This window comes from Arthrobacter sp. Cza30, assembly GCF_059090765.1.
The window spans coordinates 1-12,774 of sequence record NZ_JBNHGA010000002.1; the positions used below are offsets into that span (position 1 = coordinate 1).

Annotated in this window: 14 protein-coding genes; 9 read left to right on the forward strand and 5 right to left on the reverse strand. The window is 71.7% G+C overall.

What is annotated here, in order from left to right:
• Positions 1-291: 291 nt before the first annotated feature.
• The 3 genes from AC5RVZ_RS05215 to AC5RVZ_RS05225 all read right to left on the reverse strand — a co-directional run bounded on the left by AC5RVZ_RS05215 (position 292) and on the right by AC5RVZ_RS05225 (position 2,625).
• Positions 292-450, reverse strand: a complete 159-nt coding sequence (locus AC5RVZ_RS05215) for a DUF8129 domain-containing protein (RefSeq protein ID WP_494064747.1) — start codon at positions 448-450, stop codon at positions 292-294.
• 82 nt (positions 451-532) lie between these two features.
• Positions 533-1,183 (reverse strand): LuxR C-terminal-related transcriptional regulator, encoded by a 651-nt coding sequence (locus tag AC5RVZ_RS05220; RefSeq protein ID WP_494064748.1) that lies wholly within the window; start codon positions 1,181-1,183, stop codon positions 533-535.
• Complete coding sequence (locus AC5RVZ_RS05225; protein WP_494064749.1) at positions 1,180-2,625, reverse strand: ATP-binding protein; 1,446 nt, start codon at positions 2,623-2,625, stop codon at positions 1,180-1,182. Before AC5RVZ_RS05225 ends, AC5RVZ_RS05220 begins: the two co-directional genes overlap by 4 nt.
• A 135-nt stretch (positions 2,626-2,760) precedes the next feature.
• Here AC5RVZ_RS05225 and AC5RVZ_RS05230 point away from each other — a divergent pair, with 135 nt between their 5' ends.
• The 9 genes from AC5RVZ_RS05230 to AC5RVZ_RS05270 all read left to right on the forward strand — a co-directional run bounded on the left by AC5RVZ_RS05230 (position 2,761) and on the right by AC5RVZ_RS05270 (position 10,994).
• A complete protein-coding gene (locus tag AC5RVZ_RS05230) occupies positions 2,761-4,500 on the forward strand; it encodes a PspC domain-containing protein (protein ID WP_494064750.1) in 1,740 nt (579 codons plus the stop codon).
• Positions 4,497-4,715, forward strand: a complete 219-nt coding sequence (locus tag AC5RVZ_RS05235; protein ID WP_494064751.1) for a hypothetical protein — start codon at positions 4,497-4,499, stop codon at positions 4,713-4,715. The genes AC5RVZ_RS05230 and AC5RVZ_RS05235 overlap by 4 nt, the downstream gene beginning before the upstream one ends.
• A gap of 154 nt (positions 4,716-4,869) precedes the next feature.
• On the forward strand, positions 4,870-5,115 hold the full coding sequence (locus AC5RVZ_RS05240; RefSeq protein WP_494022473.1) for a PspC domain-containing protein: 246 nt from the start codon (positions 4,870-4,872) through the stop codon (positions 5,113-5,115).
• 82 nt (positions 5,116-5,197) lie between these two features.
• Positions 5,198-6,169 (forward strand): ABC transporter ATP-binding protein, encoded by a 972-nt coding sequence (locus AC5RVZ_RS05245; protein ID WP_494064752.1) that lies wholly within the window; start codon positions 5,198-5,200, stop codon positions 6,167-6,169.
• A gap of 176 nt (positions 6,170-6,345) precedes the next feature.
• Positions 6,346-7,107 carry an ABC transporter permease gene (locus tag AC5RVZ_RS05250; RefSeq protein WP_494064753.1) on the forward strand — a complete coding sequence of 254 codons (762 nt, stop codon included), beginning with the start codon at positions 6,346-6,348 and terminating at the stop codon, positions 7,105-7,107.
• A 70-nt stretch (positions 7,108-7,177) separates the two neighbouring features.
• Positions 7,178-8,422 (forward strand): sensor histidine kinase, encoded by a 1,245-nt coding sequence (locus AC5RVZ_RS05255; protein ID WP_494064754.1) that lies wholly within the window; start codon positions 7,178-7,180, stop codon positions 8,420-8,422.
• The gene (locus AC5RVZ_RS05260) at positions 8,412-9,098 is read left to right on the forward strand and encodes a response regulator (protein ID WP_494064755.1); all 687 of its coding nucleotides are present in this window, start codon (positions 8,412-8,414) and stop codon (positions 9,096-9,098) included. Before AC5RVZ_RS05255 ends, AC5RVZ_RS05260 begins: the two co-directional genes overlap by 11 nt.
• Positions 9,099-9,239: 141 nt before the next feature.
• Entirely contained in the window at positions 9,240-10,268 is a 1,029-nt protein-coding gene (locus AC5RVZ_RS05265) for a 6-phosphofructokinase (RefSeq protein WP_494064756.1), read from the forward strand.
• A gap of 21 nt (positions 10,269-10,289) precedes the next feature.
• Entirely contained in the window at positions 10,290-10,994 is a 705-nt protein-coding gene (locus tag AC5RVZ_RS05270) for a GNAT family N-acetyltransferase (protein ID WP_494064757.1), read from the forward strand.
• A gap of 10 nt (positions 10,995-11,004) precedes the next feature.
• Here the strand turns inward: AC5RVZ_RS05270 and ygfZ are convergent, their stop codons facing one another.
• Positions 11,005-12,087, reverse strand: a complete 1,083-nt coding sequence (ygfZ, locus tag AC5RVZ_RS05275) for a CAF17-like 4Fe-4S cluster assembly/insertion protein YgfZ (protein ID WP_494064758.1) — start codon at positions 12,085-12,087, stop codon at positions 11,005-11,007.
• 42 nt (positions 12,088-12,129) lie between these two features.
• Complete coding sequence (locus AC5RVZ_RS05280) at positions 12,130-12,732, reverse strand: nitrobindin family protein (RefSeq protein ID WP_494022470.1); 603 nt, start codon at positions 12,730-12,732, stop codon at positions 12,130-12,132.
• Between the last annotated feature and the right edge of the window lie 42 nt (positions 12,733-12,774).

Here is a 12,774-nt window from a genome sequence, read left to right on the forward strand (position 1 = left end):
CCGCCGCCATGGTCGACGTCACCGGTGCCGCAACCTGGGCCGCCAACAGGGCCGGACACCGTGCCGGCCGGGCTGCCGAGGGCAGCCCGGCCGGCCGTAGCGTTCCGGTTACTTTTCCGGCTGGGATTGGTGGGCAGGATTGCCGTGGAACGGCGGCACGACCCGTGGGCCCGAGGTTTCCGGCTGCGCCGCGGAGCCGCCCTGGCTCCGGCCGACCTCGGGCATGTCCGGCACCGTGGTGCCGCTCGGCTCTGCTCCGGCGCGCAACTCCTCGAGCCGGCGCTCGAGGACCTAAACGACCGGGAGCCGGTTCCCATGCTCCCGCTCGTAGGCCAGGATCGCCGTCATTCCCTGCTCGTCCAGCCCGGTGATCCGGGACGGGAGCGTGCCCAGGGGTATGTGGTCGTAGTCCGGCAGCGGCAGTTCGTCGTGCCGTGGGGAGTCGGTCATGGATCCTCCTGCGCGGTCCGTCCTGACAGTGCCACCAAGCTACCACCGGCGCTTGGGGGTACAACAGGACCCGGCGCCCCTGCTACAGGATCCGGCGGTCAACAGCCCAGCGGGTCAGTTCGTGCCGGGAGGACAGCTGGAGCTTGCGCAGCACGGACGAGACGTGGGTTTCGACGGTCTTGATGGAGATGAACAGTTCCTTGGCCACCTCCTTGTACTGGTAGCCGCGGGCGATCAGCCGCATGACCTCCAGCTCGCGCGCGGAGAGCTTGTCCAGTTCGTCGTCCACGTTGGCTACGGCTGCGGTGCCGAAGGCGTCCAGGACAAACCCGGCCAGCCGCGGCGAGAAGGCCGCGTCGCCGCCGGCCACCCGCTCCACGGCGTCGGAGATTTCGGCGCCGGAGATTGTCTTGGTGACGTACCCGCGGGCGCCGGCCCGGATGACGGTGACGACGTCTTCGGCGGAGTCGGACACGCTCAGCGCCAAAAATTTGGTCTCCGCCAGCAGGTCCGCGCAGCCCGCGACCACCTCGGCCCCGCCGCCGCCCCTGCCTCCGGGCAGGTGCACGTCCAGGAGCACGACCGCGGGCCGCTGCTCGCGGATGGCCGCGATCGCTTGCTCCACGGTCGCGGCCTCGGCGACCACCTCGATCCGCCCGTCCAGGTCGGCTTTCAAGCCGGAACGGAAGATGGCGTGGTCGTCGACGACGACCACGCGGATGGGTTCGGTCACGATGCGGTTCCTTCCTGGGGGTGCTGCAGGCTGAGGTGGACTTCGGTGCCGCTGCCGGTGTTGCGGATTTTTGCCTGGCCGCCGTGCCGCTCCATCCGGCCGATCAGCGATTCGCGCACGCCCATCCGGTCCGGCGGCACGGCGGCGGGCTCGAACCCGGGACCGCGGTCCCGGACGAAGATTTCGCTGCCGCCCGGCGTGCATTCAACATAGACGGAGATGCCGCCGCCGGCGTGTTTTGCCGCGTTCTGCACGGCCTCCCGGGTGGCGTGAACCAGGACCTCGTGCCGGTCGGTCATGGCGCTGTCGCCCACGGCGACCACGTCCACGGGATGCCCGTACGCGTCTTCGATTTCCGCGGCCACCGCCTTCACGCGGTCCACCAGGTTGCCCTCTTCCTGCCGCCTGTCCCGGTAGAGCCATTCGCGCAGTTCCCGTTCCTGGGCGCGGGCCAACCGGGTGACGTCGTGTTCCGAACCGGCGCGGTTCTGGATCAGGGCCAGGGTCTGCAGCACCGAATCGTGCAGGTGCGCGGCGATCTCCGCGCGTTCGGTTTCGCGGATCCGGCCGGAGCGTTCGGTCTCCAGGTCCCGCCAGTACTTCAGCACCCACGGCGCCAGAACCAGCAGGACCCCGGCCAGCACGGCCAGCGAGGCGAACAGCGTGGGCCACATGGCCTCCCAGGTAATCGAGCCGGACACCATGGTGACGATGCCGGCCACCACCAGGACCAGCCCGGCCAGCAACCGCACGGCCCCCTGGGCCCCGGTTGCCCCGGCGCGGTCCATCAGTCCGCTGCGCCGGGAATCGTCCAGCTGCATCCACGCGATCACCGCGCCGGCCGCGATCGCCAGCACGGGCAGCCAGGTCCCCCACGGCAGGTTGATGCCCGCCAGCTGGGCGACGACGGCGCCGCCCGCGAGGACCAGGGCCGCGCCGATCAGGATTTCCTTGCCGCCGCGCTGCATCAGCCGCGGGGCGCCGGCCGCGGCCGGCGGGAGCGCGCCCGGCCGCCCGCCGGGGCCGGCCGGGGGCGGGCCGGCCGGCCGTCCGACGGGGCGAGCGGGAATCCCGGCGGCCGGGGCCGGCTGCGCGACGGGGTGGGCGGAGAGCCCGGCCGGCTGGGCCGGCTGGCCGTGCGGGTGGCCGGCGGGCCGGCCGTTCCCCTCCTGGCCGGGACCCGGCGCGCCGAATCCCCGCGCGAAGTTCTCCGCGATGCCGCGGGGATTGAAGGCGCGCTCGGCTGCCAGGGCCTCGTCGGCCGCGGTCGGCACCAGCAGCCAAAGCCAGACATAGAGCAGCACACCCGCTCCCCCGGCGAGCGCCAGGACCACCATGCCGACCCGGACGATCCCGACCGAGGTGTTCAGGTGCCGGGCCAGGCCGGTACACACGCCCGCGATGATGCGGTCCTCGGTGGAGCGGACGAGCGGTTCTCTCATGGGTCAATCCAAGCACGCGCGGGCGCACCCGACCTACCGCCGGGCGCCGAATCAGGGGAACCCGGCCGGCCGGTCAGGGAAGGGTCAGGGTGGCACCCCATAGAGGAGAGGGCTGCCGGTTGGAATGATCAAACCATGACCTCACACGCACCGATCCCGTCGGATAACGACGGCACCGACCGAACAGACGAACCGGACCAGCAACCGGCAGTGCAGGACGCAGGGCAGGACGCAGCGCAGGAATCCGCCCCGGCGGCGCCGCAGGCGCCCGCTCCCGACGAGCCCCAGACCGTCCAGGCGGCAGGGGACGACGACGCACCCGCCAATCCGACCCAGCCCATCCTCCCGGGCACCAATCCCACGCTGCCGCTGGGCGCGGGCTACCGCGATCCCGGCTATGCACACGCGGCCGGGGGCGACGGGACCGGCTACGCCGGCCATGACGGAGGCAGCGGTAACTTCCCGCCGCCGCCTCCGGGCAGCGCCGGCGCCTACCCGCCGCCGCCCGCCGGCGGCTTCCCGGCGCACAGCAACGCGTTCTTCAGCTGGTTCCGCAACCTCGGCGTTTCCCGCGGGCAGGACCGCTGGATCGGCGGGGTAGCCTCCGGCGTCGCGCACCGGATCGGGCTGGACCCGATCCTGGTCCGCGGGCTGTTCATCCTGCTCGCCGTGTTCGGCGGCATCGGCGTGCTGCTCTACGGCGTGGCCTGGGCCCTGCTGCCCGAGCCGGACGGCCGGATCCATGCCGAAGAAGCCGGCCGCAGCAACTGGACGGCGGGCATGACCGGCGCGGTGATCTTCACGGTCCTCGGCGTGTTCAGCCGCCCGTTCAGCTGGATCTTCGGGTTCGACAACGACGGCGGCTGGGGCTTCGGCGGCTTCGTCTGGGCCGTGATCTGGCTGGGCGCGGTGGGGTTCTTCATCTACTGGCTCGCCACGCGCAACAAGGCAGGCGCACCGGATTCGGCGCCGACCGGGGCGGACGGCTTCCCGCCCGCATTGGCCACCGGCAGCGGTGCCTCCGCCTACTACGGCGCCCCCGGCACCACCGGAACCACCGGAACCACCGGTACCTCCTACGCTTCGACGCCGGCGTCCGCGGCCGGGTACGGCAACGCGGGCCACGGCGGCCACCAGGGCCCGCCGCGGCAGGCCTACCCGCAGCCGCGCCCGTATCCCCAGCCCGCGCCGCGGCCCTACAAGCCCGCCCCCCGCGGCCCCTCGGGTGCGGCCATCGCCCTGACCCTGGGCGCCGCCATGCTGGCCGCCGGCGTGGTCCTGGGGCTCAACGCGCTGGAATTTGTTGAGCTGGGCCGGAATGTCGTGCCCGTCGCCATCGCCGCGGCGCTGGTCGTGATCGGCATCGGCGTCGTGGTGATGGGCGCCGTCGGCCGCACCTCCGGCGTCCTCGGTTTCCTGGCCGCCGTCGGACTGGTCCTGGCGCTGGCCTTCTCCGCGGGAACGCAGTGGACGGCCTCCAACTACGCCATCGCCTCCAGCCGCACCTGGACCTCGGCCGCGGCCCCGGCCCAGGGCGACGGCTACAGCGTCGTGGCCGGCGACGGCACCGTGGACCTGCGCGCCGTCTCCGGTTCCCGTTTCGGCGGCCCGGCCGTCGTCCCGGTCAACGCCGTGGCCTCCTCCATCACCGTCATCATCCCCGACGACGTCCCGGTGAAGGTGGAAACGCAGATGGCGCTGGGCAACGTCGAATACGTCACCGGCGCGGACAGCGGCCGGCAGTCCGGGTTCTGGCAGCCGGGAAGCTACACCATCAACGACGACGGCGGGGCGCCGGAAATCGTCCTGGCCGTCCGCGGCGTGGCCAGCAACGTCGACATCGTGACCGTCAGCGAACTGGAGGAAATCCGATGAGCAGCCAACTGAACCGCGACCAGGATCGCCGTCCCCGCGTGGGCACCATCATCTGGGGCCTGATCGCCGTGGCCGTCGGCCTGCTGGTGCTCGCCGGGACCTGGTGGGACATCAGCTTCAACTGGGCCTACGTCTTGATCGCCCTGCTGATCGGCTCCGGCATCGCCCTGGTGGTCGCCGGCGTCCTGAGCGCCACCCGCAACCGGGACCGCTAGCCCGGGACCGCCGGCCGAAGACCCCCAAGATCCCCCGTCCCAAGCCCACAGCGTCTGCCCAAAACCAACAACCAAGGCGGCCCGCGCCACCCGCGCGGGCCGCTTACCACGAACCGGCAGTGACAACAGCTCCCGAACACGAAAGCATGGTGCCATGGATACCTTCTACCGAGTGCTCCGCTCCAGCCCCGTCCGCCGCGGCCCCGACCGCTGGGTCGCCGGCATTTGCGGCGGCATCGCCGCCAGGTTCGGCTGGGACGTGATGTGGGTGCGGATCGCCACCCTGCTGGTCTTCCTCTTCCCCGGCGTCGGCATCGGCACCTACCTGGTGTTGTGGCTGCTGCTGCCGAAGTACGACGGCAGCATCGCGCTGGAGAAGCTGCTCGCCGGCAAATCCTGATCCGCTGTCCACCGGCCGGAGGACAAGAGAGTCGGCAGGACGGACGTGCCGGCCACGGCCCCGGGCGGAGCATGCTGGAAGCATGAGAACACCCGCCACCGCCCGCGCGGCTCAGGACGCCCCGGGCGCGCCGGCCCCCGGCCGCCCGGAGCCAGCCGCCTCCGATCCGGCCCCGCCGGGCACCGCCGTCGTCCTCGACCGGTTGGTGAAGGAGTACCCCCGTCCCGGCGGCGGAACTTTTCGCGCCGTGGACGGCATCACGCTGCAGATCCACACGGGCGAAACGTACGCGCTGCTCGGGCCCAACGGGGCCGGCAAATCCACCACCATCGAGATGATGGAGGGCCACCGGAAGCCGACCTCCGGCCGCGCCGCCGTGCTCGGCGTCGACCCGTACCGGGCGGCGCCGTCGTTCCGTGCCCGCATCGGGATCGTGCTGCAGGAGGCCACCGATGCCGGCGAGCTGAAGGTGGCCGAATCGCTGCGCGCCCTCGCCGCCTACTACCCCGCCCCGCGCCCGGTCGACGAGGTAATCGCCGCCGTCGGGCTGGAGGAAAAGGCCGGCGCACGGATCGGCGCCCTCTCGGGCGGCCAGCGCCGGCGGCTGGACGTGGCCATGGGCCTGATCGGCAATCCCGAACTGTTGTTCCTGGACGAACCGACGACCGGCTTCGACCCGGAGGCCAGGCGGTCCTTCTGGGAGCTGATCCGCCGCCTGGGTTCCGACGGCACCACGATCGTGCTCACCACCCACTACCTCGACGAAGCCGAGCAGCTGGCGGACCGGCTGGGCGTCATCGCCGCGGGCCGGCTGGTGGCCGAAGGCACGCCCGCAACGATCGGCGGGGCGGCACTGCGCCGGCCCAGGGTCAGCTGGACGGACGGGGCCGGCGACCACCTCGAGACCACCGACGAACCGGCGGCGCTGGTGCACCGGCTCAGCGGCGGCGGGTGGCGCGAGCCGGCCAACCTGCAGGTGCGGGTGCCGCACCTCGAGGACATCTACCTTCAGCTGCTGCAGCAGCACGCCACGGACAGGACCGACGCCTCATGAACGCCCCGTCCCCCTCGACAACCGGCCCCTCGACATCCGGCCCCTCGACAACCGGCCCCTCAACGTCCGGCCCCTCGACAACCGCCCGATCCGGGGCAGTCCGATCCGGGGCAGTCCGGGCCTGGCGGCCGAACGCGCTGCTGCTGGGCTGGAAACGGACGCTGGTGGAGGTGCGGATGTTCTCGCGCGACCCGGCCGCGGTCGTCTTCACCCTGCTGTTCCCGCTGATCATGATGGGCCTGTTCAGCACCGTCTTCGGCGAGGACGCGTCGATGGGCGATCCGGCGCGGCCGGAGTCGCTGCTGCGCCCGGCCGAGTACTTCCTGCCCGCGATGCTGGCCCTGGGCACGGTGCTGAGCGGCTTCCAAAACCTCAGCGCCTACGTGGCCACCGAACGGTTCAACGGCAGCATCAAGCGGCTGGCCGGAACGCCGCTGCCCAGCCTGTCCTACTTCCTGGGCAAGACCGGCATGACGCTGGTCCTGATCCTGACGCAAACGGCCCTGCTGCTGCTGGGCGCTCGGTTCCTGTTCGACGTGCCCCTGCCGGCGACGGCGGAGGCCTGGCTGACGTTCGCGTGGCTGCTCCTGGGGTCCACGGCGGCCTGGTCGGTGGTGGGGATCGCCTTCGCCTGCCTGGCCAGGTCCGGGCCCTCCGCCTCCACCATGGCCGCCGTGCCGCCGCTGCTTCTGTCCTTCATCTCCGGGATCTACTTCCCGTTCTCGCAGATCCCGGACTGGCTGCGCGGCCTCGCGGACCTGACGCCGCTGCGCTGGACGGCCAGCGGCATGCGCTCGGTGTTCCTGCCGGAGGGCTGGGAGGCCGTGGAGCCCGGCGGGGCCTGGAACCTGGGGATGTCCGCCGTCGTGATCCTCAGCTGGCTGGCCGCCGGCCTGGTGCTGACCCGGCTGATGTTCCGTTGGCCGCCGCAGAAGTAGTCGCATGTTGCCAGGGCGCCGCGCAACCCGCCGCGCAGGCCGGGCGGCAGGGCCGTCGTAAGGTGAAGCCATGAGTGAATCCGCGGTCCCGCTGGCGCCGGCCCCGCTGCCCGTCGGGGACTCGATCTGGTTCCGCGGCCTGAAGTGGTGGCACCTCGGGTTCTACGTGGCGCTGGCGACCGTCGCCGTCATCGTCTGGGTCAGCGCCGACGCTGCGGACCCCGCCAAGGCATCGGCGGTGGCGGCCCTCGTCCTGCTCGGAGCCGCCTACCCGTTCCTGACCCGGGCGAACGACCTGCACACCTGGAAGCCGAAGCTGTACGTGGTGCTGCTGATCGCCGTGGTGACCTACCTGGCGTTCCTCTCCGGCGCGGGCTCGATCATCCTCTTCATCGCGTTCCCGCAGGTGTGGATGTTCGCGGGGTCGGAGCGCAACGGCGTGGCCGCCTCGGCGCTGATCTGCGTGCTCGTGGCCGCCGGCCAGCTGCACCTGTTCGGCACCGGCGCCGCCGGACTGCTGGCCGCCGGGCTGCAGGCGGTGATCTCCTTCCTGGCGAGCACGCTGCTGGGCCTGTGGATCTACAAGATCATCGAACAAAGCGAGCAGCGGGCGGACCTGATCGCGGAGCTCAACGCCGCCCGGGCGGAACTGGGGGCCGCGCACGAGCGCCAGGGCGCCATGGCCGAGCGGGAGCGGATGGCCCGCGAGATCCACGACACGCTGGCGCAGGGCTTCACCTCGATCGTGATGCTTTCGGAGGCGGCCCAGGCGCAGCTGCGCAAGGCCGGCACCCCGGTCCCGGCGGTGCTGGCGTCCGCCCTGGCCGGTATCCGGGACACCGCACGGGACAACCTGCAGGAAGCGCGGGCCCTGATCGCGGCCTCCGGCCCCGCGCAGCTGGCCGGCGGCGACCTGCTCGGCGCGCTGCGGCGGCTCGAGGCCACCGGCCTGGGCGGCGCCCGGCTAAGCGTGGAGCTGCCCGCGGCGCTGCCGGAGCTGACGCCGGCGCAGCAGGTGGTGGTGCTGCGGGCCGCGCAGGAGGCCCTGAACAACGTCCGCCGGCACGCCGGCGCGGGCTCCGCGCGGCTGCGGCTGCACCTCGACGGTCCGTCCCTGCTGCTCTCCGTGGACGACGACGGCGCCGGCTTCGTCCCCGGGGCGGGGACCTCCGGCGACAGCTACGGGCTGCGCGCCATGGCCGAGCGACTGTCCGAAATCGGCGGCAGCCTCGACGTACGCTCGGCGCCGGGCGACGGCACCCGGCTGACCATGACCATCCCGCTGCAGCTGGAAGGAGCCGGCATTGTCCGCTGAACCCCGCCCGGGCAGCCCGGCCAAGGACACCGGGGCCGCCACCGGGGTCCCCCGGATCCGGGTCGTCATCGCCGACGACCACCCCGTGGTCCGCGCCGGGCTGGCCGGCCTGCTGGGCACCGAGGACCGGCTGGAGGTGGTGGCCCAGGCTCCCGACGGCGACGCGGCGGTGAGTGCCGCGCTGGACCCGGGCGCCGACGTCGTCCTGATGGACCTGCGGATGCCGCGGCTGGACGGCGCCGACGCGACCGCGCGGATCGTTGCCGCCCGGCCGGACACCAAGGTGCTGATCCTGACCACGTACGACGGCGACGCCGACATCGTGCGTGCGGTGGAGGCCGGCGCGGTGGGCTACCTGCTCAAGGACACCCCCGGCGACGCGCTGATCGCCGCGGTCTTCGCCGCCGCCCGCGGCGAAACGGTCCTGGCCCCGCCGATCGCGGCGAAGCTGGTCTCCCGGCTGCGCTCGCCCGCGCCGCCTGCGCTGTCGGCCCGGGAGACCGAGGTGCTGGGGGCGGTGGCGGACGGCCTGAGCAACCCGGAAATAGCCGCCCGGCTGTTCATCGCCGAGACCACGGTGAAGACGCACCTGCTGCGGATCTTCGCCAAGCTCGACGTCGACGACCGCACGCGCGCCGTCGTCGTCGCCATGCAGCACGGCCTGCTGCGCGCCTGAGGCGCCGTCCCGCACGGCCGGGGCTCCCCGCCGCCGGAACCGCTCGCGGCCGGAATGACTCGGGCCCGGTTCCTGCATAGGATTGAGGCGGGCTCAATGGGGTGCTCGCGCCGACCGGCCAGCACCCGAGAAGGAGTACCCATGAGGATTGGCATCATGACCAGCGGCGGGGATTGCCCCGGCCTGAATGCGGTGATCCGCGGCATCGTGCTCAAGGGCATCACGGTGCACGGGCACGAGTTTGTCGGCTTCCGCGACGGCTGGCGCGGCGTGCTGGAGGGCGACATCATGGAACTGCCCCGGCACCAGGTGCGGGGCATCTCCAAGCAGGGCGGCACGATCCTGGGCACCTCGCGCACCAACCCGTTCGAGGGACCCAACGGCGGGCCGGAGAAGATCCAGCAGACGCTGGACCGGCTGGGCGTGGACGCGGTGATCGTGATCGGCGGCGAGGGCACCCTGGCCGGCGCCTACCGGCTCACCCAGAGCGGGCTGAAGATCGTCGGCGTGCCCAAGACCATCGACAACGACCTGGAAGCCACCGACTACACTTTCGGTTTCGACACCGCGGTGCAGATCGCCACCGAGGCGATCGACCGGCTGCGCACCACCGGCGAATCGCACCACCGCTGCATGATCGCCGAGGTGATGGGCCGCAACGTGGGCTGGATCGCGCTGCACGCGGGCATGGCCACCGGCGCGCACGCCATCCTGATCCCCGAGCAGAGCGTGAGCATGGAGCAGGTGTCCGACTGGGTGCTGCACGCGCAGAAGCGCGGCCGCGCACCGCTGGTGGTGGTGGCCGAGGGCTGGGTCCCCGACGGCGAACTGGGCCCGCACGCCGAGCGCGGCGTGGACAGCTTCGGGCGGCCGAGGCTTGGCGGCATCGGCGAGCGGCTGGCCCCCGAACTGGAGGCGCGCACCGGGATCGAAACGCGCGCCACCACGCTGGGGCACATCCAGCGAGGCGGGGTCCCCTCCGGCTACGACCGCGTGCTGGCCACCCGCCTGGGCATGGCGGCCGTGGACTCTGTGGTGGAGAAGCGCTGGGGCTCCATGGTGGCCCTGAAGGGCACGGACGTCGTGCACGTGGGCTTCGAGTCGGCGCTGAACAATCTAAAAACCGTCCCCCAGCATCGTTACGACGAGGCAAGGGTTCTCTTCGGCTAAGCGTTCAGTAGTGTGGCAGGTATGCGATTGGACGCAGGGACGGCTGACATTGTGCTGCTGGCGTGGGCGCGGTTGCTCGGATTCTCCGACAACGCCTTCACCGCGGCCGGCGACCGGCTGACCAGGATCAACGAGGACGCCGGAACCCTCACCTTCGTGCGCTTGTTCGGCCGCTCAGCGCTGGTGGGGCCGGAATGGGCCGTCACCGCGGCCGACCGGTACTCGGACGACGACCTGGCCGAACACCAGACGCTGATGCTGCTGAGCCGGGAGCACGGCGGGCACGGGCTGGGCAAGGCCGTGTTGTCCTACGCCGAAGACCTGCCGGTGGTCCAGCCCGAACGGGAGGCCCTGGTGTCCACCGCGGGCAGCGACGTCGCCCGGCTGGAAGACAGGTGCCCGCCCGATGACACGCACGAAGCGGGGCTGGCCGGCATGGACAAGTCGTTTGTGCTGCTGGACGGGAGCACCCCGATGGCCGGCGCGGGCTACCAGGAGTGGCAGCAGATCCTCGGCCACGTGGGCGTGTTAACCGCGCCCGCCTACCGGCGCCGCGGAGCCGGCGCGTTGATCGCGGCGATCGCCGGCCACGAGGCGCTCTCCTCCGGACTCATTCCGCAGTGGCGCTCGCACGAAGAGAACAGGGCCTCCCGGGCGCTGGCCGCGAGCCTGGGGTTCTGGGACGCGGGCACCCAGACCTCGGTGATCCTGCAGACGCAAAGGTGACCGCGGCGGCTTAGCGCGGCGGGCGCAGGAACCCGGTCTGGCGGCCGACCACCTGGCCGGCGTCGGGGGTGACAATCACTTCCTGGGCGGCGTCGTAGCTCTCGCCGTCGTCCAGCACGGTCAGCTGGGCCTGCGGATCGACCGAGCGCTTGACCACGGCCAGCGCAATCGGTCCCATCTCGTAGTGTTGCGCCGCAGACGTGACCGCGCCGACGCGCTTGTCGCCGAGCATCACGTCGCTGCCCGGGACCGGCAGCGTGTGCTGCGAGCCGTCGAGCTGCAGGAACACCAGCCGGCGCGGCGGGCGGCCCAGGTTATGCACGCGGGCGATGGTTTCCTGACCCTTGTAGCAGCCCTTCTCCAGATGCACGGCGGTACGAATGAGGTCCAGTTCGTGCGGGATGGTCTTCTCGTCGGTCTCCGCCCCGACCCGCGGCCGCCACGCGGCGATCCGCAGCGCCTCGGCGGCCCAGACGCCGGCCAACTGCAGCCCGGAGACGGCCGCTTCCAGGTCGGCCGCCGGCAGCAGGTATTCGTACCAGGACCGTTCCAGACCGGGGTGTTTGGGTTCCTCGATGCCGGTGTAGGCATAGCCGCCGGCACCGATCTGCGGCCACGGGTCCTGCCACACGAGGCTGCCCTCGAAGGCCGGGACCGGCTTGACCGACCCCACCACGGCCCAGTCGGCGGAGACATCGGCAACCTCTACCCGCAGCATGAACTTCATTCTGTCCAGCCATGCGGCCAGCGGCGCCGCCTCGAAGGATTCGACGATCAGCCAGGTGCGTTCGCCGTCGTCGATAATGCGGGCGTCGTATTCGATCCGGCCCTGCACCGTGAGCAGCAGCGCTTCGCTGGACTGCCCCGGGCGCAGGTTCAACAGCAGCTGCGAGGAGAGCGTGTTCAGCCAGCTCAACCGGTCTTCGCCGGCCACCGTCACCACCCCGCGGTGCGAAAGGTCCGTGACGGCCTCGCCGCGGGCCAGCGCGCGCTGTTCGCGCAGCGGGTCTGAGTAGTGGGAGGCGACGCCGGCGTCGGCCCCGGAGGCTTCGACGGCGCCGGGCTGCAGGAGCAAAGGGCTGCGGTAGGTCATACCGGCGTCAACTCCCGGCGGCCGTGGCAAATTCCCGGCCGGTCAGGCGCGCTTGGCCAGGATCGCCGAGGCATGCGGGGCCAGGTCCTTGCCCTTGGCCTCGGCCACGTCCCAGCGCCAGTAAAGATCGTTGTTGACCAAGCCGAAGATGCGCGTGGCCGCGCTGTAGTCCTTGGACTGCGAACCGCGCATCACCATGTCCGTGCTCAACTGCACGCGGGGGCCCTTGATCTGGCCGTAGTAGAGCTCGGAGATGCCCCCGGGGTGCACGATGGTCGCGGTGATGTCGAAGCCGCCGTCGGAGTTGCGCAGCTCTTCGACCTCGTCCGCGGACTTCAGGGCCGGCACGATTTCGGCGGGAACCAGGCCCGGGCCGACGTCGGCGTCGTTGAGCTTGCGGTCCAGCGCCCAGAAGCCGGTTTCCACCGACAGCGGGCGCAGCCGGTTGCCATCCTCGTCGGTCAGCCAGCTTTCGGCGGTGTACTGCAGGTAGGGCAGGCCGTTCTGGGTGAACGTGGCCTTCTGGACGAAATGTTCGTCCCCCTCCTCGCCCGCACCCAACCGGCCGGCACCTTCCCAGGTACCCAGCAGCCAGGACAGCGGCACCAGTTCCGGGGTCAGCTCCGTCGGGAGTTCAATCGGCATTGTTAAGCTTTGGTCGCTTACTTCTGGCCCTTGAACAGGCGG

What these genes read in the sequence shown, in the direction of transcription:
- AC5RVZ_RS05215 (WP_494064747.1), bottom strand. Translation starts at nt 450, where the DNA reads ATGACCGACTCCCCACGGCACGACGAACTGCCGCTGCCGGACTACGAC.
- AC5RVZ_RS05225 (WP_494064749.1), bottom strand. Translation starts at nt 2,625, where the DNA reads ATGAGAGAACCGCTCGTCCGCTCCACCGAGGACCGCATCATCGCGGGC.
- AC5RVZ_RS05230 (WP_494064750.1), top strand. Translation starts at nt 2,761, where the DNA reads ATGACCTCACACGCACCGATCCCGTCGGATAACGACGGCACCGACCGA.
- AC5RVZ_RS05235 (WP_494064751.1), top strand. Translation starts at nt 4,497, where the DNA reads ATGAGCAGCCAACTGAACCGCGACCAGGATCGCCGTCCCCGCGTGGGC.
- AC5RVZ_RS05240 (WP_494022473.1), top strand. Translation starts at nt 4,870, where the DNA reads ATGGATACCTTCTACCGAGTGCTCCGCTCCAGCCCCGTCCGCCGCGGC.
- AC5RVZ_RS05245 (WP_494064752.1), top strand. Translation starts at nt 5,198, where the DNA reads ATGAGAACACCCGCCACCGCCCGCGCGGCTCAGGACGCCCCGGGCGCG.
- AC5RVZ_RS05250 (WP_494064753.1), top strand. Translation starts at nt 6,346, where the DNA reads ATGTTCTCGCGCGACCCGGCCGCGGTCGTCTTCACCCTGCTGTTCCCG.
- AC5RVZ_RS05255 (WP_494064754.1), top strand. Translation starts at nt 7,178, where the DNA reads ATGAGTGAATCCGCGGTCCCGCTGGCGCCGGCCCCGCTGCCCGTCGGG.
- AC5RVZ_RS05265 (WP_494064756.1), top strand. Translation starts at nt 9,240, where the DNA reads ATGAGGATTGGCATCATGACCAGCGGCGGGGATTGCCCCGGCCTGAAT.
- AC5RVZ_RS05270 (WP_494064757.1), top strand. Translation starts at nt 10,290, where the DNA reads ATGCGATTGGACGCAGGGACGGCTGACATTGTGCTGCTGGCGTGGGCG.
- ygfZ (WP_494064758.1), bottom strand. Translation starts at nt 12,087, where the DNA reads ATGACCTACCGCAGCCCTTTGCTCCTGCAGCCCGGCGCCGTCGAAGCC.
- AC5RVZ_RS05280 (WP_494022470.1), bottom strand. Translation starts at nt 12,732, where the DNA reads ATGCCGATTGAACTCCCGACGGAGCTGACCCCGGAACTGGTGCCGCTG.